This is a genomic window from Bacillus sp. FJAT-45037, assembly GCF_002797325.1.
Lineage (GTDB): Bacteria > Bacillota > Bacilli > Bacillales > Bacillaceae_D > Alkalihalophilus.
Genome location: NZ_KZ454938.1, coordinates 287984 through 311243, shown reverse-complemented (window position 1 = coordinate 311243; position 23260 = coordinate 287984). Strand labels below are relative to the sequence as shown.

The following is a 23260-nucleotide window of genomic DNA, read 5'->3' as shown; positions in this document are numbered from 1 at the left end:
CCTTCTCAGAAATTCCGAAAAAAAGGCTCTTGTCAATGACATTTCGCTTATCTTTCAGAATACAATGATTCTGCAGGAAGGAGCACCTTTCCACCTGGCGGTTGCTGGACGTCGTCGGGCCTGTATCCCTCGGTCTCTCTTGATAAGTAATGACTATTTGTCTTGTCTAGCGATCTATGAAAGCGCTACACATTATGTATTTACTTCTTTATGACTGTGAGTTTACAGAATTGTTAAGAGTTTGTCAAATTTTTTAGTTATTTATCCTAGCATCCTTTGAAGTTCATTAACTGATTACATATTCTCTTGTTCATTTAATAGAAATATTTTACAATAGATGCATTCGGTTAATTTTTATTCATTATGAAAAAGGAGATGTACTATGTCATCACGTGCTACCTCAATTAGTGATCATGAACGGATTAATTCCCTTGATATGATGCGAGGTCTTGCTTTGCTTGGGATTCTGTTAGCAAACAGTCTACATTTTCAATATGGTCTTTTTCTCATTCCTGACCTTCATGATTATTACCCATTAGGATTTCTTGATCGCGCTTCAGAAAGCTTGATCCACTTTTTTGCGACAGCTAGCTTCTATACATTATTTTCGTTTCTATTCGGCTACGGTATGGTTTTACTAAAAGATCGATTAATTGAGCGCGGTCTGCGTTTTTGGGCCGTCTATTGGCGGAGAATGTTTATCTTGCTCATGGTCGGATGTATCCACTATTTATTTATTTGGGATGGCGACATTCTATTAACTTATGCATTAGCTGGTTTTCTCTTATTCTTCTTTCTTAGATTAAAAGAACGTGGATTACTTATCTGGTCACTGATTTTATTATTACTCATGGCTTTAAGTATTAGTGTTCCAGAAGATGAGACAATGTCTGACCAGAATGCTTTATTGGCGGCTTATTCAGTTGACGAAAAAGAAGTACTATCTTCTGGCAGCTATGCAGAGGTCGTCATGTTCAGATTAACAACTGATCCATTTGGACTTAGTGGCTTCGGACAAATTCTTGTTATTTTAAGCGCAATGATCGCTGTCCTTGGGATGTTTCTACTCGGAGCTTATGTAGCAAGGCAGAAATGGTTACTAAATGTTGAAGCTCATCGTCCTATGTTAAAACGGATTTGGTGGATCACTTTACTTGTTGGATTTCCGGCAAAAATTCCGCATGCGTTCATTGGTCAGAATTATCAATATGAAATGCTCCATATGACGGTTGGTGGGCCATTCGTTGCTATGTTTTACGCGACAAGCATTGCTCTTTTAGCCACTAATCCTAACGCCCAGAAATGGCTCCAACCTCTCGCTATGGTTGGTCGATTATCCCTAACAAATTACTTAATGCAATCGATTGTGTTCACTACCTTGTTCTATGGATATGGGTTCGGACTATTTAATAGTGTTGGCTATTTTGTAGGAGCAATCCTCGCTGTAAGTTTCTTCTTCCTCCAAATCTTATGTAGTACTTGGTGGATCAAACGTTTCAGAATCGGACCGTTCGAATGGTTCTGGAGAGCTGGTACGTATTTAGAATTACCGAAGCTGAGAAGATAACGCAGAAAGAGAGTGGCAGCTTGCACTCTCTTTCTTATACTTTCGGACATGACTTGCACTTCGTTTTATCACTCGAACATCGATATGCGAAACAACAGGTTTTACGCATCGAATTTACTTCCATCGAATTTTTATAAAAAGTCGACAAAGGATTCTTCTTACACCCAAAAATGGAACCAGGTGCCTCGCAAATAAACCGAAAATCCTCCTTCACCTTACATACATTTCCCTCTAACGCTCTCTCTGTTAAAACGTCTTCATAAAACCAACGTATGTAGACAAATGTATTTTCCCATAACGTCACTGTTGGGATATTCGTTAGTTGATGAAGTTTCTCCCATAAAGGCGCTAAGTGATCCGCGAATATCTGCCTTAAAATCTCTTCTTTTTGTGCTACCCCTAAGTTTCCTTCGCTCCAATGTGCATACGATAGACTCCGCGAATACATGCACGGTAGCCACCACTGATCTGTATTAGAGTCCGATAACTGTAATAATTCTTTATTCCACTCTAACTGTTTATTAGATCTTGTCATCATGAGTAAAGCCGGCAACGTAACAATAAGGCTATATCTCTTAGAAAAAATTGACGCTGCCACAAGGAGGTCCGGAGCATTGACTACCTTTTGTACGGTCTCCATATATTGAGAAAGAAACTCCTCATTAAACAAATCGAGTACATCACACGATAACGGTTGAGTTTGTTTTAACTCCCTTGTGACCCTTGTACCTTCAAGTTCGTTAATTTCATCAGCTGAAAGCTTCAAGTGAACCACTCCTTGGCACTTCATTTTTGACAATACATCTTCCTCTACCATGTGGAATACTACACACTACACGTTGATGCCGTATTCCCGCCTGACCTTAACTTACATAAATTAAACCTAGTAAAAATAAAAAAAGGAAGTCCCCTCCAAAAAGGAGCAGAGACCTTTTGTTTTCTTCTTTTTTATCATAGAGGCTAAGCGTCTCGTATGCCTGGTCCAAATTTAAAAAACTAAATAGTATCAAATGAAAATGATTATCATTAATAATTGTGATTATACGCCTATCTTTCTTTATAATCAATAGTTAAATGAGAAACATTATCAGAAAAATCGATTTCTTTTTGATGTATTGCGCCTCAACCGTTTCTACAGAAAAAAAGCCCGCTAGCTGTCTTTCCTTAAAGGAAGCCAGCTATAGCAGGGTTTTTGACCTAATCAAATTTATACCATGGCGCCTTCTTCTTTCTTAAAGAATGTCTTCATCGCGTGGTACACGTCACCTTTATCTTTAAGAATGTGATGACGAAAGCGTGGATTGTCGATGTTTTTATAAGCACTCATTAAGGTTGAGTGGCGGCTGTACTGATTGACTTCCCCGTACCCAAACATACTACTTTTCTCCATGAGCTCCTGTACTAATTTTAAACATCTGGCATTATCAGAGGTTAAGTTATCTCCATCAGAAAAATGAAACGGATAAATATTGTAGCGTTTAGGATCATATTTTTCATGGACGAGTTCTAATGCTTTCCGGTAAGCAGACGAGCAAATTGTCCCTCCACTTTCCCCTTTTGAGAAAAAGTCTTCCTCTGATACAACTTTCGCTTCGGTATGATGAGCAATAAATTCAATATCCACTGTTTCATATTTCGTCCGTAAAAATCTCGTCATCCAAAAAAAGAAACTACGTGCCATATACTTCTCCCAACGTCCCATCGATCCGCTTGTGTCCATCATTGCTAATACGACGGCTTTGGATTCTGGACGAATTGTTTCTGTCCAAGTTTTAAAACGTAAATCATCATTATAAATCGGGATAATACCAGGTCTTCCTTCAAGAGCATTACGTTTAATAGCTGATAAGATCGTTCTTCGTTTATCGACATTCCCCATCAATCCTTTTTTACGAATGTCATTAAATGAGATGTCTTCAACGATAATTTCTGCGTCTTCTTTCTTTTGTAAATTGGGTAGTTCTAATTCCTTAAACAACATTTCTTGCAGCTCGAGAATCGACACTTCCGCTTCAAAATAATCTTCCCCAGCCTCTTCACCCGCCCCTTGACCTTTCCCTGGTCCGGCTGCTTTTTTCTCTGCATTCGGATCGCGTGCAACCACATCACCGACCTTACTATCACCTTTTCCTTGACCCACATGCTTATTTTTATCGTAGTTGTAACGAATTTTGTATTCATCTAACGAGCGAATTGGAATACGAATCACTTCCCGCCCATTGGACATCACGATATTTTCTTCACTCACTAAGTCCGGAAGGTTTTTCTTAATGGCTTCTTGCACCTTCTCTTGATGACGTCTCTGATCTTGATGGCCCTTGCGATGGAGGGACCAATTCTCCTGGGACACGACAAAGTTATGTTTATCTTGATTATTCACAACCATTCCCCTCCTTGTATACTCCATCCTCTGTATAAAGAAAACTCAATTCTTATTTCATCCATGCCTCGAGTCACATTTTGTCATCCACAGTCATATACTAATCTCGAATCGCCCTTTGTTTTAGAGTGTAAAATGGGGGCTTATAATATCCTATGCAGACAGGGATCATAGTTGCCAATAAATTCTGACAAATTAACAGAAAAGCGGAGGCGACTGTTCTGGAATGAGGGAAAACTAGGGGGAGCCATACGAAGTCGTTTTTTGACTTCGTTGGATTCACCGGTTTTCCCCGAATTCCAAGGAGGCGAAGCTAGACAGAAAAGCGAAGGTTGCCGCTTAGAGGCGTCATGCAAATGTTCTGGCAGATTAAAAGCGCTTTTTGCTTTTATATCTAACAGGTTATTTGTCCACGAGCCTCTGGAAACCGCAGCTAGACAGAAAAGCGGAGGTGTCCGTTTAGCGGCGTATAAAATGGAGAGCGCGAGAGTATTTTCCATTTTCTTGATGCGTTTGCGCGAAAACTTGCTTAGTTTGCGCGAAAGTGCCAACTGTTCGCTCGCAAACGTAAGGTATTAGCGCGGAAACGAGTCTGATTCGCGCGAAACCCACTTATTAAGCTAACAATGATTGACCTCCAACCCCCATAAGCCACAGATTGCACCCGCACAAGCAAAAAACACTACAACCCCTAACAGGTTCTAGTGTTTTTTATCTATTCCTTTGCATCATTCATCCATCCAGCTGCTGTAATGGGCCAGAATCGCATGTCCACTTTTCCGACGATGCTCTCATAACTAATGGGTCCGATCATCCGACTGTCTTTGCTATAGGGACGATTATCGCCTAAGACGAATACATGTCCTTCTGGAATCACTTGTGGGTAAGCAAAATCATATGTGTAAGGCATACGATTTCCCTCTTCTACTCTCTCAACTAAAAAAGGTTCATCGACATACTCCCCATTGATATACAAACGATCATCGACATATTGTACCGTATCACCAGGTAAGGCAATTACTCTTTTAATATAATCTTCTGTTTCAGTTGCATGAAACACAATTAAATCGAATCGGTCCGGCTCAACAAAGTTATATCCAACCTTATTTATAATGAACCGTTCGCCATCATAAGCACTTGGCATCATTGACTCTCCTCTTACTTCGTAACTAATAAAGAAAAATGCTCGGATAATGGTCGCGAATAAAAGAGCGACAATAATCGCTTTTAACCAATCGACCCAATGGCTTCGAAATGCATTCATAGATGGCCTCCGTACATGATTTTCTTTAATTTACCACCCTTCTTCTAACAGGACAAGTTGAAATTGCCAAAAAAAATCACCACCTCAATAATGAAGTGGCGATTTCTTATTACCTGTTCAGCAAGCTACCTACATAGCGTAATAATTCGTTCGCTGATGTAGAATTGTAACCATGCTCATCAATTAATCGAGCAATAACATCGTTCACTTTCTTTAATTGTGACTCATCTGGTGTTTTTACCGATGTCGTAATTTTAACGATGTCTTTCAAATCGGCAAATAATTTCTTCTGAATGGCTTCACGTAAACGTTCATGTGAATTGTAATCAAATTTCTTTCCTTTACGGGCGTATGCTGAGATGCGAATCAGAATCTCTTCACGAAATGCTTTTTTCGCATTTTCAGAGATACCAATCTGCTCCTCGATCGAGCGCATAAGCTTCTCATCTGGTGTCATCTCTTCACCTGTGAGTGGGTCTCGTAATTTATTTTTATTGCAGTAAGCTTCGACGTTATCTAAATAATTATCCATTAATGTTTTCGCTGACTCATCATACGAATAGACGAATGCTTTTTGAACTTCTTTTTTCGCAATCTTATCATATTCTTTTCTCGCAACGGCGATAAAGTCCAGATAGCGATCGCGGTCTTCTTGTGAGATGGAAGCGTGTTGGCTTAATCCTTCTTTAATCGAACGCAAGACATCAAGGGCATTGATTGATGTTAGTTGCTTGCGAATGATCGCTGATGAGATGCGGTTAATGACATAACGAGGGTCAATGCCACTCATTCCTTCATCTGGATGCTCCGCTTTTAATTCTTCTAGGTCTTGTGAGTTAAACCCTTCCACACTCTCTCCATCGTAGAGACGCATTTTTTTCACATGATCAATGCCTTGTTTTTTCGGATCTTTTAAGCGAGTTAAGATCGTAAAGATGGCCGCCACCTTTAAGGCGTGAGGAGCAATATGCACATGAGATAGATCACTATCCTGAATCATCTTTTGATAAATTCGCTCTTCTTCACTCACCTTCAGATTGTATGGAATCTTCATGACAATAATCCTCGAATGGAGAGCTTCGTTTTTTTTATTAGAAATAAAGGACTTATACTCAGATTCATTCGTATGAGCGACGATTAATTCATCCGCTGAAATTAACGCAAATCTACCCGCTTTAAAGTTTCCTTCTTGTGTTAAAGATAATAAATGCCATAAAAATTTCTCATCACATTTTAACATCTCTTGGAACTCCATCATTCCTCGGTTCGCTTTGTTTAGTTCCCCGTCAAAACGATAAGCACGCGGATCAGATTCAGAACCGTATTCAGCAATGGTTGAGAAGTCAATGCTTCCTGTTAAATCAGCAATGTCTTGGGACTTCGGATCGGATGGGCTAAACGTACCAATCCCTGTTCGTTTATCTTCTGAGAAAAAGATCCTCTCAACGATCACATCTTCAATCCGTCCACCATATTCTTGCTCGAGTCTCATCATATTTAGTGGAGATAAGTTCCCTTCGATCTTCACACCATACTCATTAAAAAAGTCTTTACGTAAATGCTGCGGAATCAAATGTAGCGGGTCCTCATGCATCGGGCAGCCTTTAATCGCATAGACAGCTCCTTCGTCTGTTCTAGAGTATTGCTCTAGACCTCTTTTTAACATCGTCACAAGGGTTGATTTCCCTCCACTTACAGGACCCATTAATAATAAAATACGTTTTCTTACATCAAGCCTTTTTGCAGCGGAGTGAAAGTATTCTTCTACTAGTTTTTCAATAGATTCTTCTAACCCATAAATTTGATCACTGAAAAACGAATATGTCTTTGCTCCGTTTTCCTCTTCCACACCAGCACCTTTAATCATATGATAAACGCGTGAGTGTGCCGTCTGTGCAACATGTGGCTTCTCTCTTAGTAACTCTAAGTAATCAGCAAAGGATCCTTCCCATTTTAACCGTTCTTCTTCTACTCTGAAATTTTCGATTTTTTTTAAGATATCCATTAATATATACCCCCATCCTCGTGGTCAAGAGAGATTAATACACTTTATGCGTTTGTCTAGGTGAACATGCATCACATTTCAATAAGCTCAGATTTTCCTAAGTAACATGACGGTTTCAATACATAACAAACGAGCATCATGGTACAATCATGAGTGATTAATAGGAAAAGAGTGTAAAAAATGAAAACATCAATCGGTTGGTTTCTTATTCTCATATTGTTTGCTAGTTTTGCTTTTCTTTTCATCGAAGCAACCGCAGAAATAAATGAAGTTCAAACGATAAGTGAGGCTGTTCAAGAACATGTATCCCTTCAGGAAATTGAAATCTCAAGGAATAGTTATATCTATGACCGAGATGGCTCAGTTATTTCAGAGATTTTTCAAGATGGTAATAGACGTTACCTTACCTATGAACAAATTCCCCAACAAGTCATGAATGCATTTATTTCGACGGAAGATCGTAGGTTCTTTGACCATAATGGATATGACGCTACAGCCATTATCCGAGCTCTCATTATTAATAGTAAAAGTAACAGCATTGAAGAAGGCGCGAGCACTATGACACAGCAGCTCGCACGCAATGTCTTCCTCTCGCATGAACAAAGCTACAATCGTAAGCTAAGTGAACTTCTTTATGCATATGAAATAGAAAAACAGTTTTCCAAAGAAACGATCATTGAACTATATCTAAATACGATCTACTTTCATAATGGCGTCTATGGGTTTGAGGCTGCCAGTCATTATTACTTCGGTCGAACGAGCGCAGAGCTTTCGATTGCTGAAATTGCTTTTTTGAGTGCGGTTCCGAATAATCCAACCCATTATGATCCGATTCAAAACAGTGATAGGACTAATCTTCGAAAAGACTGGATTATTGAAAAGATGCTAGAAGCAGAGGTAATTACTGATGACGAAGCAACGATTGCCTATGCTGAAACGGTAAAGATCTCACCACGAGCACGGATCGATCAATACCCAGATTACGTCACATATATTCACGCAGAGCTTGCCGACCTTATTGCTAGCCAAGAAGGCTTTGACCAAAGTCTCCAGCAAGCGAGCTCGGTAGAACAGCAAGAATCCATTCAAAAGCAAATCGACGCCAGAGTACAGCAAATACTCGCAAAAGGCGTCCATATTGAAACAGCACTTGATCCAGCAAAGCAAGCAAAGGCCATTCATGTGATTAATCGTCAATTGCCACATTCAAATATTCAATCATCTGCGGTCATAATTGATCACAGCCGGAATGAATTAGTCGCGATCACAGCGGGTAAAGGCTATGAGAAGTTCGATTTCCACCGAGGTTATCAGATGTATAGACAGCCAGGCTCAGCCATTAAACCATTACTTTCTTACGCACCCTACATCGAAGAGCTTCAAGTTCCCTTGCAAAGTTCCGTGAATGCCAATCACTTCTGCAGCGGTGGTTACTGTCCGAGAAACTTCGGTGGCGGGCCATACGGTAATGTAAGTCTTACTACTGCCTTTAAGCATTCTTACAACACGCCAGCGGTTCGATTACTCGATCGACTTGGAGTAGAAACAGCTTTTTCCTATTTAGATGTCTTTAATTTTGACAAAGTAGTAGCTGAAGATCGCCAACTCCCCTCATCCCTCGGCGGATTTACATACGGCATGTCCCCACTTGAGATGACCCGAGCGTACACTCCATTTGCAAGAAGCGGTCAATACGCTCCAGCCTATGGGATACGGGCCGTCAAAAATGCAGAAGGTGAGATTCTTTATAACTGGAACCCACCCGAGGAAGAAATATGGAGTATCGACACAACCGAAAAAATGAGAAGTCTCCTTGCCGAAGTTGTCAGAAGTGGCACAGGGAAAAAGGCTAACATTTCGTCTAGTTACGTCGGAGGGAAGACAGGAACGACAAATGATTATCATGATGTGTGGTTTATTGGGATGAACGATCAATACACAACAGGCGTCTGGGTTGGAATGGATCGCCGCGAATCGATTTCCTCTATTTACAGTCAGTCCCCTCACCTCACCATTTGGAGAGAGATAATGCGCAATTAGAAAAGGACTGACATCATTTGTCAGTCCTTTTACAATGGTAAACTAGCTATAAAGCTATTATAAAGTTTCAGAAGAGCATAAATAACGGCAATAATCAGCGTGCTCCAAAAGATTACATGAAAAAAAATCAATCCAATCAAACCAAACGGCGACAACGAGTCACTGACTTTATAAACAAAATAGACAAAATAAATAAAGCAAGCAAGGACAAATGCCGCTGCTAGATGGAGAATGTTCTGCGTGAGCGCAATCGACATGATACTGATGACCATAAATATCGATGAGCCCGCCCTAGCTTTGTTTAACTCTAACCCTTCTACATCTTTTGAAAAGAAAAGCATTGATAATTCATTCGTCGTATCGGCGATTAATTTTAAAGCAGAAAAAACCATAAAAAAGAACAACATTAATAAGAATAATAACGTTAATTTAATGCCATTCTCAGAGAAAAATTCGCGCATCCCCTCATAAACGCCAAGCTCTACTAGCTGTTCAAGTAAGAACGTTTGCATATAAAGAGCAAACGTCAAACTAAACAGCAAAATCGATATAAGCGGAAAATGACTTGTAATATAGCGATTCGACATTGTTCGGCTACTCCTAACTATTTGTATAAGCGAAAAGAAAAGCAGCAGGACAGGCCTGCTGCTTAGGATTGATGAATAACCGTGTAGGCGTTTAGTTCACTTCCTGTTGTCGGTCCTTTTTCTTTTGATTCACGCTTTTCTTTGTGTGCATTTTTAAAAGCATCACTATGTAACCACTCTTCGTAATGTTCTTTTGTTTCCCATTTTGTGAATACGACTTGCTTTCCGTCTTCCTTTTCATTACCTAAGAACATAAACTCTAAGCAACCAGGTACCTTCTTCATATTATCAGCAGCTTTACCAAAACGATTAGATAGATTTTCTTTTGCTTGGCTTGGGACATGTAGTTCATTCATTACAACATACATTTATATTCCTCCTTTTTCACTCTTCTCTTTAGTATAACGTTTTCATTAATCGTTGCAAGCCTCAAGGCCATTTCTTAAGCTGCGCCATTTTCTTGACAAACATTTTCTCTCGCTGATATTTCAATCCATGTCCACTTGCTTTATAATAGGTAATACGTTGTCCAACAAGGAGGAATACACATGGGTACTATCCTAATCCTTGGTGTCTGTGTAGCATTTTTAGCTGCGATTTTCACAGCTGGCTACGAAGACAATCCACATAAGAACTAACAAAAATGACCTTGCTCAATTGAGTAAGGTCATTTTTCGTTTTAAGATAACCCTCTAAATCCTTGCTGACGAATCGCTTCATAGATAACAATCGCTGCAGTATTCGATAAATTCAACGAGCGGATATTATCCGTTTGAGGAATTCTAAAGCACCGATCAATGTTACGATCAATCACTTCTTGCGGAATACCTGTTGTTTCACGTCCAAAAACAAAGAAATGATCTAATTGCTCATCTGAGTAATCAAATTCGCTAAAGTTCTTCGTTCCAACGGTTTCAATAAAGTAAAACTCCCCTTTTTCATACTTAGCAAACAATTCATCAAGTGAATCATAATAATGAATATCCACACTTGGCCAATAATCACACCCAGCACGTTTAAGCATTTTATCATCAGTGGAAAACCCGAGTGGTCGGATTAAATGTAATGATGTATTCGTTCCGGCACATGTTCTGGCAATATTTCCAGTGTTGGCAGGGATCTCAGGCTGATACAACACAATATGTAAACCCAAATGGCACACCTCTATTTCTACATGTTCAATCGTTCATAAAGTATAGTATACCATTTGATCTACATCGAGGAAACTGGTAGCTTATAGCTTTTAGCTAACTGTTACTAGCTACCTGTTAAACCTCAATATGAAAATATTTATACTTAATATTCGGCGTCCATGCGGTTGAATCTTCATATTTCCAGTAACGCATTCGACTATTTGCTGACTGAGCATTGACTAGAGGTTCCCCGTTCCCATCTTTAGCCACAACAATCGTGCAATGCTGCCATCTGCCATCCCCGTTAAAGTCATAGCAAATCACATCTCCAAGAGCAAGATCACTGGCCGATTGACGTTCGACCCCTCTTAGACCTGCTTTCGCACCACTCAAATACCAACGAAAAGAATGAGCGACCGTCCAACTGTAACTCCAATTGTTCTTGTGGAACCACCAACCTTTTGAGCGATTCCCTCCACCGTTCATCGGTGCCCTTCCTGCACGCATGCACTGTGAAATGAAATTTGTACAGTTATCGGTAAATTTTTTATAAGCTGGATTGTACTCATCCCACCATCTCTCCGCATACTTCACTGCTTCTAATCGGTTATAAGACGATTTCAGATTCCTATTTTCTCCTAAGTCAATTAGCGTGAGAGGTGCTGACTGTCCATCCTCTTCTTTAATGAGCCGCTTCGGCTTCCGTTCGACGTCTTTGACAAGATTGCCATCTTCGAAAAATGCTCTCCTCTCTTCAATTCTTTCCGTATGATAAATGTTACGTTTAACTTTAATAAACTGCTCATATTTCACTACATAATCAACTAGTTCTTGCCTACCGATTTGCTGCTTCCGAATAATATCACCAGTGGCATATGAGCGAATAACCTCAGCCCCCCTTTTTAAAAGAGAATCTCGAGCTCTCAACCAGCACAGAAGCTCGACCTCATCCTCCCATCGCTCTTTTTCTTCAATCTCTTTTCCAAGTTGAACATAACGTTCGTTTCTCCAGTGGATTAACTCATGGATAGGTTGAACAATTCTCTTTTCCATTTCATCACCTCGTATTTCACAACTTATGCCTTGTTGCATGGGTAATATGCCGAATGGCTAAGAGATATGTGAGTTTTTTTCGAAGACAAAAGCAAAAGAAAAAAAGCATCTTCGCAAAGGAAGACACCTAATAAACTCTATCATTATGAGATTTTCTCAATTGCTCCTTCAAGACTAAGTAAAATCTCTTTTTTATCTAAGCCGCCACCATACCCGACCATTGCGCCATTACTACCAATCACACGATGACATGGAATTAGAATTGGCACTGGATTTTGATTGTTCGCTCCCCCAATTGCCCGGACAGCTTTTGGAGCCCCAATGACTTCGGCTACTTGTTTATATGATCGGGTTTCCCCGTATTGAATACTTCTTAAAGCTTCCCACACTTTTTGTTGGAAGGGCGTACCACATAGGTCAAGAGGAACATCAAACTCTACTCTCTCGCCATTAAAATAATCCTTTAATTGAGTACATACATTATTCAACGTGTCTTCACATTTAACAAATTCACCTGTAATTCCTTGTTTACGCAACTTTGCTTTCAAAGCTGCTGTACTAGTTTCTAAATGACCAAAATGAATATGACGAACACCACGTTCTGTTGCAACGATTGTGAGGGTACCAAGTGGACTATCCATTTCATTAAAAAAAAGCTGTGCTTGTGTTGCCATGTGAGCCCTTCCTTCCGATTGTACAGTTTTCATCATCTTACCTTATTATTGGACATGTTTACCAATTACTTTTGTTTCATCTTTGAGCAATACTAACCCTTTTTCGATTTCTAAGAGCACTTCATCGTCTTTTTCATGTTTTTTCGCTAACTGAAGATGACTTTCCTCATCATAACGAAGACTCTCGTGATGACGTCCAATCTTTCCAATCGCCCATGCAGAGGTCCCACGAATAACTGGTCTAGGGTCTTCTTTTAACAGTTGGTGAAGGATGGGTAAAGCCGTCTCATCTTTAAAATGAGCCAATGCGATAATCGCATTTCGTTGAATTGGTTTTTTCCCACGCCATGAACCTGAAACATATCCAAACTTCTCTTTAAATTGACGGTTACTCATCCTCAGCAAAGGTTTTAACTCAGGTTTTGCAATCTCAGGATCAGCTTCCATTTCAGGATGGTTGTGAACGTCCTTGCCTTTATTCTCAGGACATACTTGCTGACATGTGTCACATCCATATAAACGGTTACCAAGCTTCTCTCTATATTCATCAGGCAAAAAGCCTTTTGTCTGAGTCAGATAAGCAATACAAGCTTGAGAATTTAATTGACCGCCTTGGACGAGCGCATCTGTTGGGCAGGCGTCCACACAGCGATTACACGTTCCACATTGATCAGTCATTGGTGTATCTGGCTCAAGCGCAACCGTCGTAATCACTTCCCCTAGGTACACATAGCTACCAAACTCAGGTGTAATGATCGCACAGTTCTTACCACTCCATCCAATGCCCGCTCGCTCTGCAACTGCTCGGTCAGACAACGCCCCCGTATCAACCATTGAGACCGCCCGAGCCTTGGGAACTTTCTCAAGAATAAACTGTTCGATCTTTTGTAATCGATCACGCAACACATCATGATAATCTTTCCCCCATGAGGCCCGACAAAAAATTCCGCGACGGGCTTCCTTCGTATTTTTAGGAGCATTCTTTAATTTTGAAGGATAAGCGAGCGCAATCGAAATAATTGTTCTAGCTTCATCAAGGTTTTGTGTCGGGTCCACTCTTTTATCAATATTTGGCTCTTCAAACCCAGACTGAAAGCCTAGCTCCTGTTGCGTTAACAAGCGATCTTTTAAACTTAAAAAAGGATCAGCTGTTGTAAAGCCGATTTTGTCGACTCCGATAGTCTTACTATATGCAATAAGTTCTTCTTTTAATTGGGCGGGTATCATGCCAATCACCTTTCTTCTGACAAATCCACCTTTATGCTACAATACGAATACAACAAATGCAGGAGGCTGTCCTATGTTACCTATAAAAATTGATCCAAGCATCTCATCTGTCGTTCCTACTTTTAAGCTTGGACTGATCTCATACCATTCTATCGTGATTAGTGATTCACCTCAAATGTTAAAAGGTCGTTTACAGTTTTTCCAAGAAACTTTACAAATGGAACTAGCCGAAAAAGAGTTAACAGACTTTGCAGGTGTCGCCGAATGGAGAGCTGTTTTCAAACAACTAAACATTGATCCTTCTAAGTACCGTCCTTCTCATGAAGCGCTGCTTAGAAGAATTAAACAAAACAAACTTATATCTAGCATTCAATCGGCCGTTGATCTAAATACTTTCTTCTCATTGCAATATCAAATTCCGATGGGTCTTTATGATTCGGAAAAAATAACTGGCGATATCGTTGTACGACTTGGTCATCAAGGAGAAGAGTATCAAGGGATTAATGGACGAGTAAATAATATGACAGGTAAAATTATAAGCTCCGATCAACAAGGCGCTTTTGGAAGCTTGATTGTTGATTCAATAAAAACAAGCGTCACCAAAGAGACAGCCAAGGCAACGCATCTCATCTACATAAAGCCTTCTATGTCAACTGATGAAGCCCAGCAGCTTGTTGACTCTGTAGCAAAAATGTTCACACAGATTCATGGTGGGGATGTAATAGAAGCGACGATTATTGAGGCAAAGTAGACGTAAATAATTACCATATTTACGTTTAATGCTCGTTGATTAGGGGTAAAGATAAAGAGACGATTACAAGAGAGGAATGGTTGAATATGACTCAAGATAAAGTATCCGTTATTTTAAACAAGCAGATTGCTAACTGGAGTGTTCTTTTTGTAAAACTACATAACTATCATTGGTATGTTAAAGGTCCACAATTCTTTACCTTACACGCAAAGTTTGAAGAACTATACAACGAATCCTCCACATACATTGATGAGCTAGCGGAGCGTTTACTAGCGCTAAAGGGTCATCCTGTAGCAACTATGAAAGAATTTCTTGAAACATCAACGATCGAAGAAGCTAAGACTGGTCAAACAGCCGAAGAGATGGTTACTGAGCTATCTGAAGACTTCACAAAATTGATCGATGAATTAAAAGAAGGAATGGAAGCCGCTGATTCATTAGGCGATGAAACTACTGCCGATATGTTACTTGCCATCCACCAGTCACTTGAGAAGCATAACTGGATGCTCCGTTCATTCTTAAAATAATTCCAAAAGAGAGCATCGGACAACCATCCGATTCTCTCTTTTTTGTACTCTATTCAAATGCTAAGGAAATATATTTCACTTCTAAAAATTCGTCCATGCCGTGATGACCACCTTCTCTACCTAAGCCACTTTCTTTGTACCCTCCAAATGGCGCTTGCGGTACAGACGGTAAGCCATCATTGATCCCAATAATGCCAAACTCAAGCCCTTCACTTATTCGAATCGCTTGACCAATATCACGTGTGAACACATACGCAGCAAGACCGAATGGGGTTCCATTTGCCCTCTCGATGACTTCCTCTTCAGTTTGGAAAGTCGAGATCGGTGCAAGCGGTCCAAATGTCTCTTCTTTCATACACAGCATCTCTTCTGTCACGCCACGTAAAACGGTAGGCTCATAATATTGTCCGTTCGGTTCGTGGCCACCAAGAACAACCTCTGCTCCTTTTTCCTTTGCATCGTTAATATGTTCCGTTACCTTTCGAACAGCGTCTTCATCAATGAGTGGACCTAAATCAACTCCCTCTTCTAGTCCATTTCCTACCTTTAATGCAGAAACGGCCTCTTTCGCTTTGTCCGTGAAAGCATTTACGACATCTTCATGCACGTAAATACGGTTTGCACAGACGCAAGTTTGACCGGCATTCCGATATTTTGATGCAACAAAATGGGAAACTGCTGCATCTAGGTCGGCATCAGCCATAACAATAAATGGTGCCTGCCCGCCAAGCTCTAAAGAAATCTTCTTCATCGTTTTTGCTGCACCTTTCATTAAGATCTTCCCTACTTCTGTTGATCCTGTGAAGGTAAGTTTGCGTACACGAGAATCTTCTTGCCACACACCGGCAATCGTTTTGGCATCCCCTGTGACCACATTTATGACACCACTTGGCACTCCTGCTTCGTCAGCTAACTCTGCTAGGCGCAGTGCTGTTAAAGGTGTTTGTATAGCTGGTTTTACAACAACCGTACAACCTGCAGCTAAAGCTGGTGCAACTTTGCGTGTAATCATCGCGGCTGGAAAATTCCAAGGCGTAATTGCTGCAACGACTCCAACTGCTTGTCGCTGAATAAAAATTCGCTTGTTCTCGGCAGAGGCAGGGATCGTTTCTCCGTAAATTCGTTTCCCTTCCTCTGCGTACCACTCAATAAACGAGTTTGCGTAACCAATCTCTCCTTGCGCTTCCTTAAAAGGCTTCCCTTGTTCCTTCGTCATAAATTCAGCTAACTCATCTGTGGCTTCTTCAATCTTACGAAACCAACTCATGAGTACCTTACTACGTTCACTAGCCGTCTTTTTCGACCATAACCTCCATGCTTTATGCGCTGCATCAACGGCTACTTTTGCCTCGTTTTCTCCACCATCAGGAACCATGCCAACTTTCTCACCTGTTGCTGGATTCATGACTGCAATTTTATCAAGATCTTGACCAATCCACGAACCACCTATGAACATGTTCATGCTTTCATCCCCTCATTGATATATTCTCTTAATAAACTATTCGACGTTTATTATTCTCTTCCTTTAATACATGGCCGAAACAAAGATTGCTCCTATTTTAAGAGGGGATGCGTTAGTAAATCATCTGCCTAAGTGGTCCGTTTTCATCAATCATATCTTGGATTTCATACACTGAGATGACGAAGTAAGGAATACCAAATGCATAAGGAAGAAGATCGTATAATTGAAAATACAAGACGAGAGCTTTATCAGCAAGATAGAAATATTGATTTGGTGCAATTCCGTCAAATGAATTTAGTAGTGGAAGATCTCGCTCTTTGATTTGAAGAGCGATGATTTCATTAAGCTTCTTCATATAATCTGCACCAGGTTTAAATAAATCTTTTAAAGAATAAACAGACCCTTTTTCTACATCCATTGTCAATGAACGAAGGATCGTCAACCCATGCGCCCCACCAGAAAATGCAAAATGACTATTCGTTAGACTGATAATATGACGTTCATTCGTTTTAATTTCATATCCTCCTGTAATGACCGTCATCGGATTCTCATCAAAACCTTGCTTACGAATCATTGTCGATATTTGCTTCAAAATTCGTTCATTCAACTTCTTTTCAATCGCCTGATCCTTGAGATGAGCGAGTTGCGGATAATACACATCTAGTCTTGGTTCAACTAAGTGATGAGTTTGTATATCTACAGGTAGAATAAACATATTCATACAATCACCTCCATCTAAATCAATGTATATGCAGTAAGAGAGCGTTAACGTCCTTTCATACCCACAAAAAAGGAACACGCCCCCACTCATGAGGTAATGTTCCAATCCGTCCGTCTATTTCTCTTCTTTATTTATTTTTATTTAAACTAAATCTTGCGACTGTCATCTTTAACTCTTCTGCCATATGTGCAAGAGATTCAGACGATGCTGCCACTTCTTCCATTGCTGCTAATTGTTCTTCTGAGGCTGCTGCTACACTTTGCGTATAGCTAGATGACTCGACAAGCAACGAACTCGTTTCTGTTGCAGACTCATTCATCATCGTCGCTTCATTAGAAATCTCATTTGCCGAGGAAACAATTTCTGCAATCATTGCTGATAACTCATTCATTGTTTCCTCGATTTGATTCACATCTTGCCCAGCTTGTTCTGCTTGTTCAATTCCTTTTAAGACAGATATTCGGCCACCTTCCATAGATTGAACAGATGTATCAATACCTAATTGAATATCCTTTATTAACGCTTGGACATCTTTTGCAGATTGGTTCGATTGCTCGGCAAGTTTACGAACTTCATCGGCTACAACTGCAAACCCTCGACCATGCTCACCTGCTCGTGCCGCCTCGATCGCAGCATTTAAAGCTAAAAGGTTCGTTTGGTCGGCAATATTCGTAATAACCGAAATAATCCCCTCAATCTCTTCAGACTTATGTTTTAATTCCATTACCGTATGACCCGTTTCTGTTGCATTCTTTTCAATCACAGCAATCTGCTCAATCGTCTTAGCGAATGTTTCTTTCCCTCTAGACAAGGACTGTTGTGTGCCTTCTTTAAAATGATCGACCTTCTCACTTTGTTTGAGGATCAGTTGAATTTTATTAGTAATTAATTGAACAACTTCCTTCGTTCCTTGTGCCTGGTTTGTTTGATCATCCAAACTTTCCGATACTTTCATGATCGATGTTGAAATATCCTCTGATGCTTTGCTAGTCTCTGTGGAACTTGCATTTAGTTCTTCTGAATATGCAGCAAGCTGAGACGTCGTATCAGACACTTGAGTCAATAATTGCTCTAATTGTTCTTTCATTCGATTCGTATTATTGGCAAGTTCACCAATCTCATCCTTACGATCGATAATTAACTCTTCGCCAGTTAAATCACCAGCCGCTATTTGCTGAACATGATGCGTCACTTTTTTAATAGGATGCGAAATATTTCTAGCAAATAACACGACAACGACCATGCCAATAAGAGAGGACACGACAAGCGTGACAATCATTGTTACAAGAATGTCATTGGCTCCTTGATTAAAGTCGAGCATGTAAGATCCCGCGGTGACAACCCAGCCCCAATTCGGATCGAACGCATTATACATGATCTTTGGTTCAATATTGTCTGGTTGGTTAGGCAAATTCCAATCATACGTTGTAAACCCTCCACCATTTAATGCTGTACTGATCTGTTCTTGAACAAAATAATTCCCTTTGCTATCTTGAACATCCCATACATTCTCGCCCTCAATCGTAGGGTGTGCGACCTCTAGACCTGTTTCATCGTATATGACAAAGTAGCCATACTCTCCTAAATCTGCATTTGTCGTAATCGATCGTGTTCCGTCTGCTTGCAATGGGCCAATGAGTTGCTCTTTGACTCGCTCTTGCGCCTCTTCTATGCTAATCGCCCCAGCCTCGACGCGATCATTCATCGAGTCAATTAGATAAAGAGCCATCTCTACCGCATTTTCTAAATTTACCTGTCCTTGTGCATCTAAATTTTGTTTAGCTGCAACATAACTGGTAATTCCAATGGCTAAAGCCGGTAGCATTAACAAGCATATCGACATAATAATTAACTTTTTCTGTAAATTCATTCCTATCCTCTCCTAACTACCATTCGTTTGTACATTCCATCTAAAAAGTCGCCGCTATTTTTATCGACATGTTCCTCACATCATTATAGACTAAAAGACACAGGAAAAAAGACTTTTACTTTTAAAAATCGTCAATATATGACAATTCCCTGAATCAATATCATTTCCAACTGAATAGCGTACGAAATTCACTACATATCTAACTAGCGATTGAATAGGATTCGAACCGTACATACTAGTAAAGGTAAAGAAGTATGATTGGTCTTTTGATGAATGAAAACTACTGGTTTAACAACTGATTAAGTATGCTTACCCTAAAAGTAATGTGTTTCAAATCTGAACTATGTATGATAATGTTCTAACTGGTTAAGTAAACATAACTTTGTATAAATGGCACATAGCTATCAAACCAAAAGACGTTTTATCCAACTGAGACATAAAAATATTTATCACGCATAGAAGGGCGCGAACGTTTCCATGAGTTATAAAAAGAAAATGCTTCTCTTATATATTCTCCTAGGAGTTGTTTGGATTATTGCGACAGACTACCTAGTATTAGCATTAGATCTAGGTACCTACCTCAATATCCAAAAAATAAAAGGAATTATATTTGTCCTATTAACTGGCTTCTTCATCTACTATGCCTTAGGAAAACGCGAGGAGGTTGAACTATTAAAAACCGAAAAAGAAAAACTTTCTATCTTAATTAATTCCATGGTCGATTTCGTTAATTTTAAAGACGGTCAAGGTCGTTGGATTGAATCAAATGATTTTGGTTTGAAATTATTTCAATTAGAGGGGGTTTCTTACCGCGGAAAAACAGACGCCGAATTAGCTGAGTACACTGATTTTTATCGTGAAGCCCTTCTCCAGTGTAAAGCTTCAGACGAAGAAACATGGAAAGCGGGTACTGTGACTAGATGCGAAGAAGTGATTCCTCTACCAGATGGCAGCGAAAAAACATTCGACACAATTAAAGTTCCTTTGTTTAAACAAAATAACGAGCGAAAAGGCCTCGTCGTCATGGGAAGGGATATTACCGAAAGAAAGCTTGCGGAGAGTCAGCTTAAGGAAAGTGAATTAATTTATAAATCTTTATTTAAGTATAACCCTGAACTGGTTTATATGGTTGATTTATCTGGGAAGATCACCGACCTCAACCCTAGATTCGAACCATTAACCGGCTTTAAAAAAGAACGATCGATCGGTACACCTATTTTTGATTATATTGCTGATATTGATAAGGAGCGAATGTACTCCTCATTTAAAAAAGCGATTCTAGAAAAAACGGCAACAACTAACCATGAAGTGTTTCTGCAACATAAAAATGGATACAAAATCATCGCCCACTGTGCTTTCGTTCCGATTATTATTAATGAGAACATTACAGGGATTATTGGGTATGCTACAGATATTACTCAGATTATTAAAACTGAAGAGAAATTAAAAACGACAGAAAAGCTTGCCGTTATTGGTGAATTAGCCGCCGGAATTGCTCATGAAATTAGAAATCCACTTACCTCTTTAAAAGGGTTTGTACAACTGTTTCAATCTGAAAGCAAAAAAGAAAACTTCATTCATAACATTATGCTAGATGAACTTGATCGTATTAATGCAATAGTAAGTGAACTACTAGTCCTTTCTCGCCCTCAAGAAATGACATTTGCAAAAGAGAACGTTAACCATGTAATGAAGGACGTTTTAACTCTACTTGAATCAGAAATGAATCTTCACGGGGTATCTGTTCATATTCATAGTCAAAACCCGCAACTTACTATCGACTGCGAATTAAATCAAATCAAACAATTATTTATTAACATCCTAAAAAATTCTATCGAAGCGAACTCCGATGAAATCCATATCAATCTTGCTTTAAAAGAGAATCGTGTCATCGTTAAATTCCGCGATGACGGAGATGGAATTAATCAGGAGCGAATGAAACGAATTGGAGAGCCATTTTATTCAGAGAAAGAAAAAGGGACAGGATTAGGTTTGACAGTTAGCTTCAAGATTATTGAGTCTCATAAAGGGACGATCGAATATGATAGCAAGGTCGATGAAGGCACGCTCGTCACGATGACCTTTCCTAAATCAAAATAATAAAGGGCTAGAACAGCTTACTGTTCCAGCCCTTTCATCTGCCCGAATCTCATCTCCAAGCAGACATTCCACCCTTAACATTAGTCACTTGTTCAAAACCAAGTTTCTTTAATGTACTGGCTGCCTTCTTACTTCTCATTCCACTTTGACAGATTACCATAATCTCTCTATCTTTTTTAAACTCACCTTGACGCTGCTTGATTTCATTTAACGGTATGTTCGTTGCTTTTTTTATATTCCGTCCGTTGTATTCCATTGGTGTTCTTACATCAACGAGTTGAATATCATTTCTATTCATCTCACTTTTAAGGTCTGCTGTGGTAATTTGCCTAACTCCTTTAGCTGGCATAATACGCTTGAAAATAAACCATACAACAAACACCATTAATAAACCTTGAATAACTAACTCCATTCTGCTGCTCCTCCTGATGAGTGGAACCATCACGTTGGTAGTATTTTAAATTCGTACCCTTTATCTTTTAACTGCTTGATTAACATTGGTAAAACAATTAATGTTTGTTTTAATTCATGTAATAGGATGATCGAACCATCCTCTATTTGTTCGATCACATGTTGAATAATCCTTTCTGGCTCTGCTTTTAGAATCCAATCAAACGATGCTACATCCCACATAATCGTTTTCAATCCTAATTCATCGGCAATATCTAGCGTTTGATCATTGTATTGACCAAACGGCGGTCTGAAATAACGTACAGTCTGCCCTGTATACGTTTCAATCAATTCTTTGCTTCTCATTAACTCTCGTCGTTGTTCAAGTAAGCTTAGTTTTTGAAGATTTGGATGTGTGATGGTATGCGTACCAATAACATGGCCTTCTTCTATTACGCGTCTCCAAGGTCGTTTATAATGTAGTAGACGCGTTTGCCAAAAGAACATAGCTGGTATCTGTTCACTTAATAAAATATCGAGGATAGGTTCTAATAACCTAGTTGGTCCATCATCAAAGGTAAGAACAACAAATCTATCTTCTGTTAATATTTGCTGTCTTGCGTTAACCATCACCCGTATATCAAAGGAATTGTACCCAATTCCGAACTCGGTTGCTACTCATGGACTTTTTCGCAACACCATCTCTCCCCCCGTTCATTTACATTTATGTTCCACACATCTCATGATAATTCATACAAGGTTCTTGTTTTTTATTTTTCATAATAGCATACCCCGTTACGTTTATTCTTTTTGACTTTAAAAAACGGGCACTCAAATGGATCTCTACTTTATCGGATCCAATCAACACAATCGATTTCCCTTCGAGTTGAGCATAATTTCTTTTTAAATAAGCTAATGGGATAGATAATGCTTCGCTTACATTTGAATGATACGACAACGGAAAATCCCTTACATCAAGCAAGACATGCACACTATTTTGCACCTTTGCTATTGGTGTACATCGCAACCCTATTACAGGGAGATACCTTTTATATAGGATATACATCATAAAAAAAGAACTCAATATCAAAATAATACTCATATATCCCCCCATCTGCCTTAGCCTGACTTATTATTTCCCTTACGAGCCTATAAATAAAAATAGATAATACACTAAAAAGAAGATTAACACTGCAATAACGACTGAGGTCATAGAGATAATCAATTTGTAGGAAGAATGAAATGTCTGGGTGTTAATCGCTTTTCGGTTACGGTAGTAAATAGTTGTCGCAAGAACAATTGTAAACAACCCCAACATAAGTGAAAATAAACTAATAAAAATCGCGAGTACAAAATCAACATATTCATGCATTGGTGTATTAAAGTGCAAAGTTGTAGCTAAAAAACCAATCCCAATGATTGCAATAGCCGTCCTCACCCAAGCTAGATAGGTTCGCTCATTAGCTAAATGCTGCTGGATATATTTTGATTCATCCATATACATCCCTC

General features: G+C 39.4%; 22 protein-coding genes, 1 pseudogene and 1 riboswitch. Of the genes and pseudogenes, 5 read left to right on the top strand and 18 right to left on the bottom strand.

Features of this window, described 5'->3' with window-relative positions:
- Positions 1-44: 44 nt before the first annotated feature.
- Positions 45-149, bottom strand: a riboswitch (SAM riboswitch).
- Between the two features lie 233 nt (positions 150-382).
- Positions 383-1567 (top strand): DUF418 domain-containing protein, encoded by a 1185-nt coding sequence (locus CDZ88_RS01490; protein ID WP_100371856.1) that lies wholly within the window; start codon positions 383-385, stop codon positions 1565-1567.
- A gap of 34 nt (positions 1568-1601) precedes the next feature.
- Here CDZ88_RS01490 and CDZ88_RS01485 read toward each other — a convergent pair whose 3' ends face one another.
- The 4 genes from CDZ88_RS01485 to CDZ88_RS01465 form a co-directional block, all read right to left on the bottom strand.
- Positions 1602-2333 (bottom strand): IucA/IucC family C-terminal-domain containing protein, encoded by a 732-nt coding sequence (locus CDZ88_RS01485; protein ID WP_157796430.1) that lies wholly within the window; start codon positions 2331-2333, stop codon positions 1602-1604.
- 441 nt (positions 2334-2774) lie between these two features.
- Positions 2775-3947 carry a sporulation protein YhbH gene (yhbH, locus tag CDZ88_RS01480; RefSeq protein WP_100374558.1) on the bottom strand — a complete coding sequence of 391 codons (1173 nt, stop codon included), beginning with the start codon at positions 3945-3947 and terminating at the stop codon, positions 2775-2777.
- Positions 3948-4662: 715 nt separating this feature from the next.
- Positions 4663-5211, bottom strand: a complete 549-nt coding sequence (gene lepB / locus CDZ88_RS01470) for a signal peptidase I (protein WP_100371853.1) — start codon at positions 5209-5211, stop codon at positions 4663-4665.
- Positions 5212-5320: 109 nt separating this feature from the next.
- Positions 5321-7216 carry a PrkA family serine protein kinase gene (locus CDZ88_RS01465; RefSeq protein ID WP_100371852.1) on the bottom strand — a complete coding sequence of 632 codons (1896 nt, stop codon included), beginning with the start codon at positions 7214-7216 and terminating at the stop codon, positions 5321-5323.
- 180 nt (positions 7217-7396) lie between these two features.
- On the opposite strand from CDZ88_RS01465, the gene CDZ88_RS01460 reads away from it, so the two are divergent.
- Positions 7397-9256, top strand: a complete 1860-nt coding sequence (locus CDZ88_RS01460; protein ID WP_100371851.1) for a transglycosylase domain-containing protein — start codon at positions 7397-7399, stop codon at positions 9254-9256.
- A 29-nt stretch (positions 9257-9285) separates the two neighbouring features.
- On the opposite strand, the gene CDZ88_RS01455 is transcribed toward CDZ88_RS01460, so the two are convergent.
- From CDZ88_RS01455 to queG, 6 genes are all read right to left on the bottom strand, one after another.
- Positions 9286-9843 (bottom strand): YufK family protein, encoded by a 558-nt coding sequence (locus CDZ88_RS01455; RefSeq protein ID WP_100371850.1) that lies wholly within the window; start codon positions 9841-9843, stop codon positions 9286-9288.
- A 62-nt stretch (positions 9844-9905) separates the two neighbouring features.
- Positions 9906-10211 carry an antibiotic biosynthesis monooxygenase family protein gene (locus CDZ88_RS01450; RefSeq protein WP_100371849.1) on the bottom strand — a complete coding sequence of 102 codons (306 nt, stop codon included), beginning with the start codon at positions 10209-10211 and terminating at the stop codon, positions 9906-9908.
- A gap of 311 nt (positions 10212-10522) precedes the next feature.
- Positions 10523-10996: a tRNA (uridine(34)/cytosine(34)/5-carboxymethylaminomethyluridine(34)-2'-O)-methyltransferase TrmL gene (trmL, locus tag CDZ88_RS01445; protein WP_100371848.1), complete on the bottom strand. Its 474-nt coding sequence runs from the start codon at positions 10994-10996 to the stop codon at positions 10523-10525.
- Between the two features lie 115 nt (positions 10997-11111).
- Entirely contained in the window at positions 11112-12029 is a 918-nt protein-coding gene (locus CDZ88_RS01440; RefSeq protein WP_100371847.1) for an amidase domain-containing protein, read from the bottom strand.
- Positions 12030-12172: 143 nt separating this feature from the next.
- Complete coding sequence (locus CDZ88_RS01435; RefSeq protein ID WP_100371846.1) at positions 12173-12703, bottom strand: methylated-DNA--[protein]-cysteine S-methyltransferase; 531 nt, start codon at positions 12701-12703, stop codon at positions 12173-12175.
- Between the two features lie 45 nt (positions 12704-12748).
- Complete coding sequence (gene queG / locus CDZ88_RS01430; RefSeq protein WP_100371845.1) at positions 12749-13930, bottom strand: tRNA epoxyqueuosine(34) reductase QueG; 1182 nt, start codon at positions 13928-13930, stop codon at positions 12749-12751.
- Positions 13931-14003: 73 nt separating this feature from the next.
- On the opposite strand from queG, the gene CDZ88_RS01425 reads away from it, so the two are divergent.
- Positions 14004-14681 carry a B3/B4 domain-containing protein gene (locus tag CDZ88_RS01425; RefSeq protein WP_100371844.1) on the top strand — a complete coding sequence of 226 codons (678 nt, stop codon included), beginning with the start codon at positions 14004-14006 and terminating at the stop codon, positions 14679-14681.
- 86 nt (positions 14682-14767) lie between these two features.
- Positions 14768-15208: a Dps family protein gene (locus CDZ88_RS01420; protein ID WP_100371843.1), complete on the top strand. Its 441-nt coding sequence runs from the start codon at positions 14768-14770 to the stop codon at positions 15206-15208.
- A gap of 49 nt (positions 15209-15257) precedes the next feature.
- Here CDZ88_RS01420 and CDZ88_RS01415 read toward each other — a convergent pair whose 3' ends face one another.
- The 4 genes and pseudogenes from CDZ88_RS01415 to CDZ88_RS17935 all read right to left on the bottom strand — a co-directional run.
- A complete protein-coding gene (locus tag CDZ88_RS01415; RefSeq protein WP_100371842.1) occupies positions 15258-16670 on the bottom strand; it encodes an NAD-dependent succinate-semialdehyde dehydrogenase in 1413 nt (470 codons plus the stop codon).
- Between the two features lie 112 nt (positions 16671-16782).
- The gene (locus tag CDZ88_RS01410; RefSeq protein ID WP_198507803.1) at positions 16783-17391 is read right to left on the bottom strand and encodes a DUF3298 and DUF4163 domain-containing protein; all 609 of its coding nucleotides are present in this window, start codon (positions 17389-17391) and stop codon (positions 16783-16785) included.
- Positions 17392-17518: 127 nt separating this feature from the next.
- Positions 17519-18346 (bottom strand): methyl-accepting chemotaxis protein, encoded by an 828-nt coding sequence (locus CDZ88_RS17940; protein WP_442857106.1) that lies wholly within the window; start codon positions 18344-18346, stop codon positions 17519-17521.
- 123 nt (positions 18347-18469) lie between these two features.
- Positions 18470-19216, bottom strand: a pseudogene (locus CDZ88_RS17935) (cache domain-containing protein); the annotation flags it as partial.
- 522 nt (positions 19217-19738) lie between these two features.
- Here CDZ88_RS17935 and CDZ88_RS01400 point away from each other — a divergent pair.
- On the top strand, positions 19739-21361 hold the full coding sequence (locus CDZ88_RS01400; protein WP_100371840.1) for a PAS domain-containing sensor histidine kinase: 1623 nt from the start codon (positions 19739-19741) through the stop codon (positions 21359-21361).
- 49 nt (positions 21362-21410) lie between these two features.
- Here the strand turns inward: CDZ88_RS01400 and CDZ88_RS01395 are convergent, their stop codons facing one another.
- From CDZ88_RS01395 to CDZ88_RS01380, 4 genes are all read right to left on the bottom strand, one after another.
- Positions 21411-21773, bottom strand: a complete 363-nt coding sequence (locus tag CDZ88_RS01395; RefSeq protein ID WP_100371839.1) for a rhodanese-like domain-containing protein — start codon at positions 21771-21773, stop codon at positions 21411-21413.
- Positions 21774-21802: 29 nt separating this feature from the next.
- Positions 21803-22381: a polysaccharide deacetylase family protein gene (locus CDZ88_RS01390; RefSeq protein WP_100371838.1), complete on the bottom strand. Its 579-nt coding sequence runs from the start codon at positions 22379-22381 to the stop codon at positions 21803-21805.
- Positions 22382-22475: 94 nt separating this feature from the next.
- Positions 22476-22853, bottom strand: a complete 378-nt coding sequence (locus CDZ88_RS01385) for a hypothetical protein (protein WP_157796429.1) — start codon at positions 22851-22853, stop codon at positions 22476-22478.
- Positions 22854-22892: 39 nt separating this feature from the next.
- Positions 22893-23249 (bottom strand): YidH family protein, encoded by a 357-nt coding sequence (locus tag CDZ88_RS01380; protein ID WP_100371836.1) that lies wholly within the window; start codon positions 23247-23249, stop codon positions 22893-22895.
- Positions 23250-23260: the final 11 nt, after the last annotated feature.

Coding starts and splice junctions, on each gene's coding strand:
- CDZ88_RS01490 (WP_100371856.1), top strand. CDS start 383: ATGTCATCACGTGCTACCTCAATTAGTGATCATGAACGGATTAATTCC.
- lepB (WP_100371853.1), bottom strand. CDS start 5,211: ATGAATGCATTTCGAAGCCATTGGGTCGATTGGTTAAAAGCGATTATT.
- CDZ88_RS01465 (WP_100371852.1), bottom strand. CDS start 7,216: ATGGATATCTTAAAAAAAATCGAAAATTTCAGAGTAGAAGAAGAACGG.
- CDZ88_RS01460 (WP_100371851.1), top strand. CDS start 7,397: ATGAAAACATCAATCGGTTGGTTTCTTATTCTCATATTGTTTGCTAGT.
- CDZ88_RS01455 (WP_100371850.1), bottom strand. CDS start 9,843: ATGTCGAATCGCTATATTACAAGTCATTTTCCGCTTATATCGATTTTG.
- CDZ88_RS01450 (WP_100371849.1), bottom strand. CDS start 10,211: ATGTATGTTGTAATGAATGAACTACATGTCCCAAGCCAAGCAAAAGAA.
- CDZ88_RS01440 (WP_100371847.1), bottom strand. CDS start 12,029: ATGGAAAAGAGAATTGTTCAACCTATCCATGAGTTAATCCACTGGAGA.
- CDZ88_RS01435 (WP_100371846.1), bottom strand. CDS start 12,703: ATGGCAACACAAGCACAGCTTTTTTTTAATGAAATGGATAGTCCACTT.
- queG (WP_100371845.1), bottom strand. CDS start 13,930: ATGATACCCGCCCAATTAAAAGAAGAACTTATTGCATATAGTAAGACT.
- CDZ88_RS01425 (WP_100371844.1), top strand. CDS start 14,004: ATGTTACCTATAAAAATTGATCCAAGCATCTCATCTGTCGTTCCTACT.
- CDZ88_RS01420 (WP_100371843.1), top strand. CDS start 14,768: ATGACTCAAGATAAAGTATCCGTTATTTTAAACAAGCAGATTGCTAAC.
- CDZ88_RS01415 (WP_100371842.1), bottom strand. CDS start 16,670: ATGAACATGTTCATAGGTGGTTCGTGGATTGGTCAAGATCTTGATAAA.
- CDZ88_RS01410 (WP_198507803.1), bottom strand. CDS start 17,391: ATGAATATGTTTATTCTACCTGTAGATATACAAACTCATCACTTAGTT.
- CDZ88_RS17940 (WP_442857106.1), bottom strand. CDS start 18,346: ATGAAAGTATCGGAAAGTTTGGATGATCAAACAAACCAGGCACAAGGA.
- CDZ88_RS01400 (WP_100371840.1), top strand. CDS start 19,739: ATGAGTTATAAAAAGAAAATGCTTCTCTTATATATTCTCCTAGGAGTT.
- CDZ88_RS01395 (WP_100371839.1), bottom strand. CDS start 21,773: ATGGAGTTAGTTATTCAAGGTTTATTAATGGTGTTTGTTGTATGGTTT.
- CDZ88_RS01390 (WP_100371838.1), bottom strand. CDS start 22,381: ATGGTTAACGCAAGACAGCAAATATTAACAGAAGATAGATTTGTTGTT.
- CDZ88_RS01385 (WP_157796429.1), bottom strand. CDS start 22,853: ATGAGTATTATTTTGATATTGAGTTCTTTTTTTATGATGTATATCCTA.
- CDZ88_RS01380 (WP_100371836.1), bottom strand. CDS start 23,249: ATGGATGAATCAAAATATATCCAGCAGCATTTAGCTAATGAGCGAACC.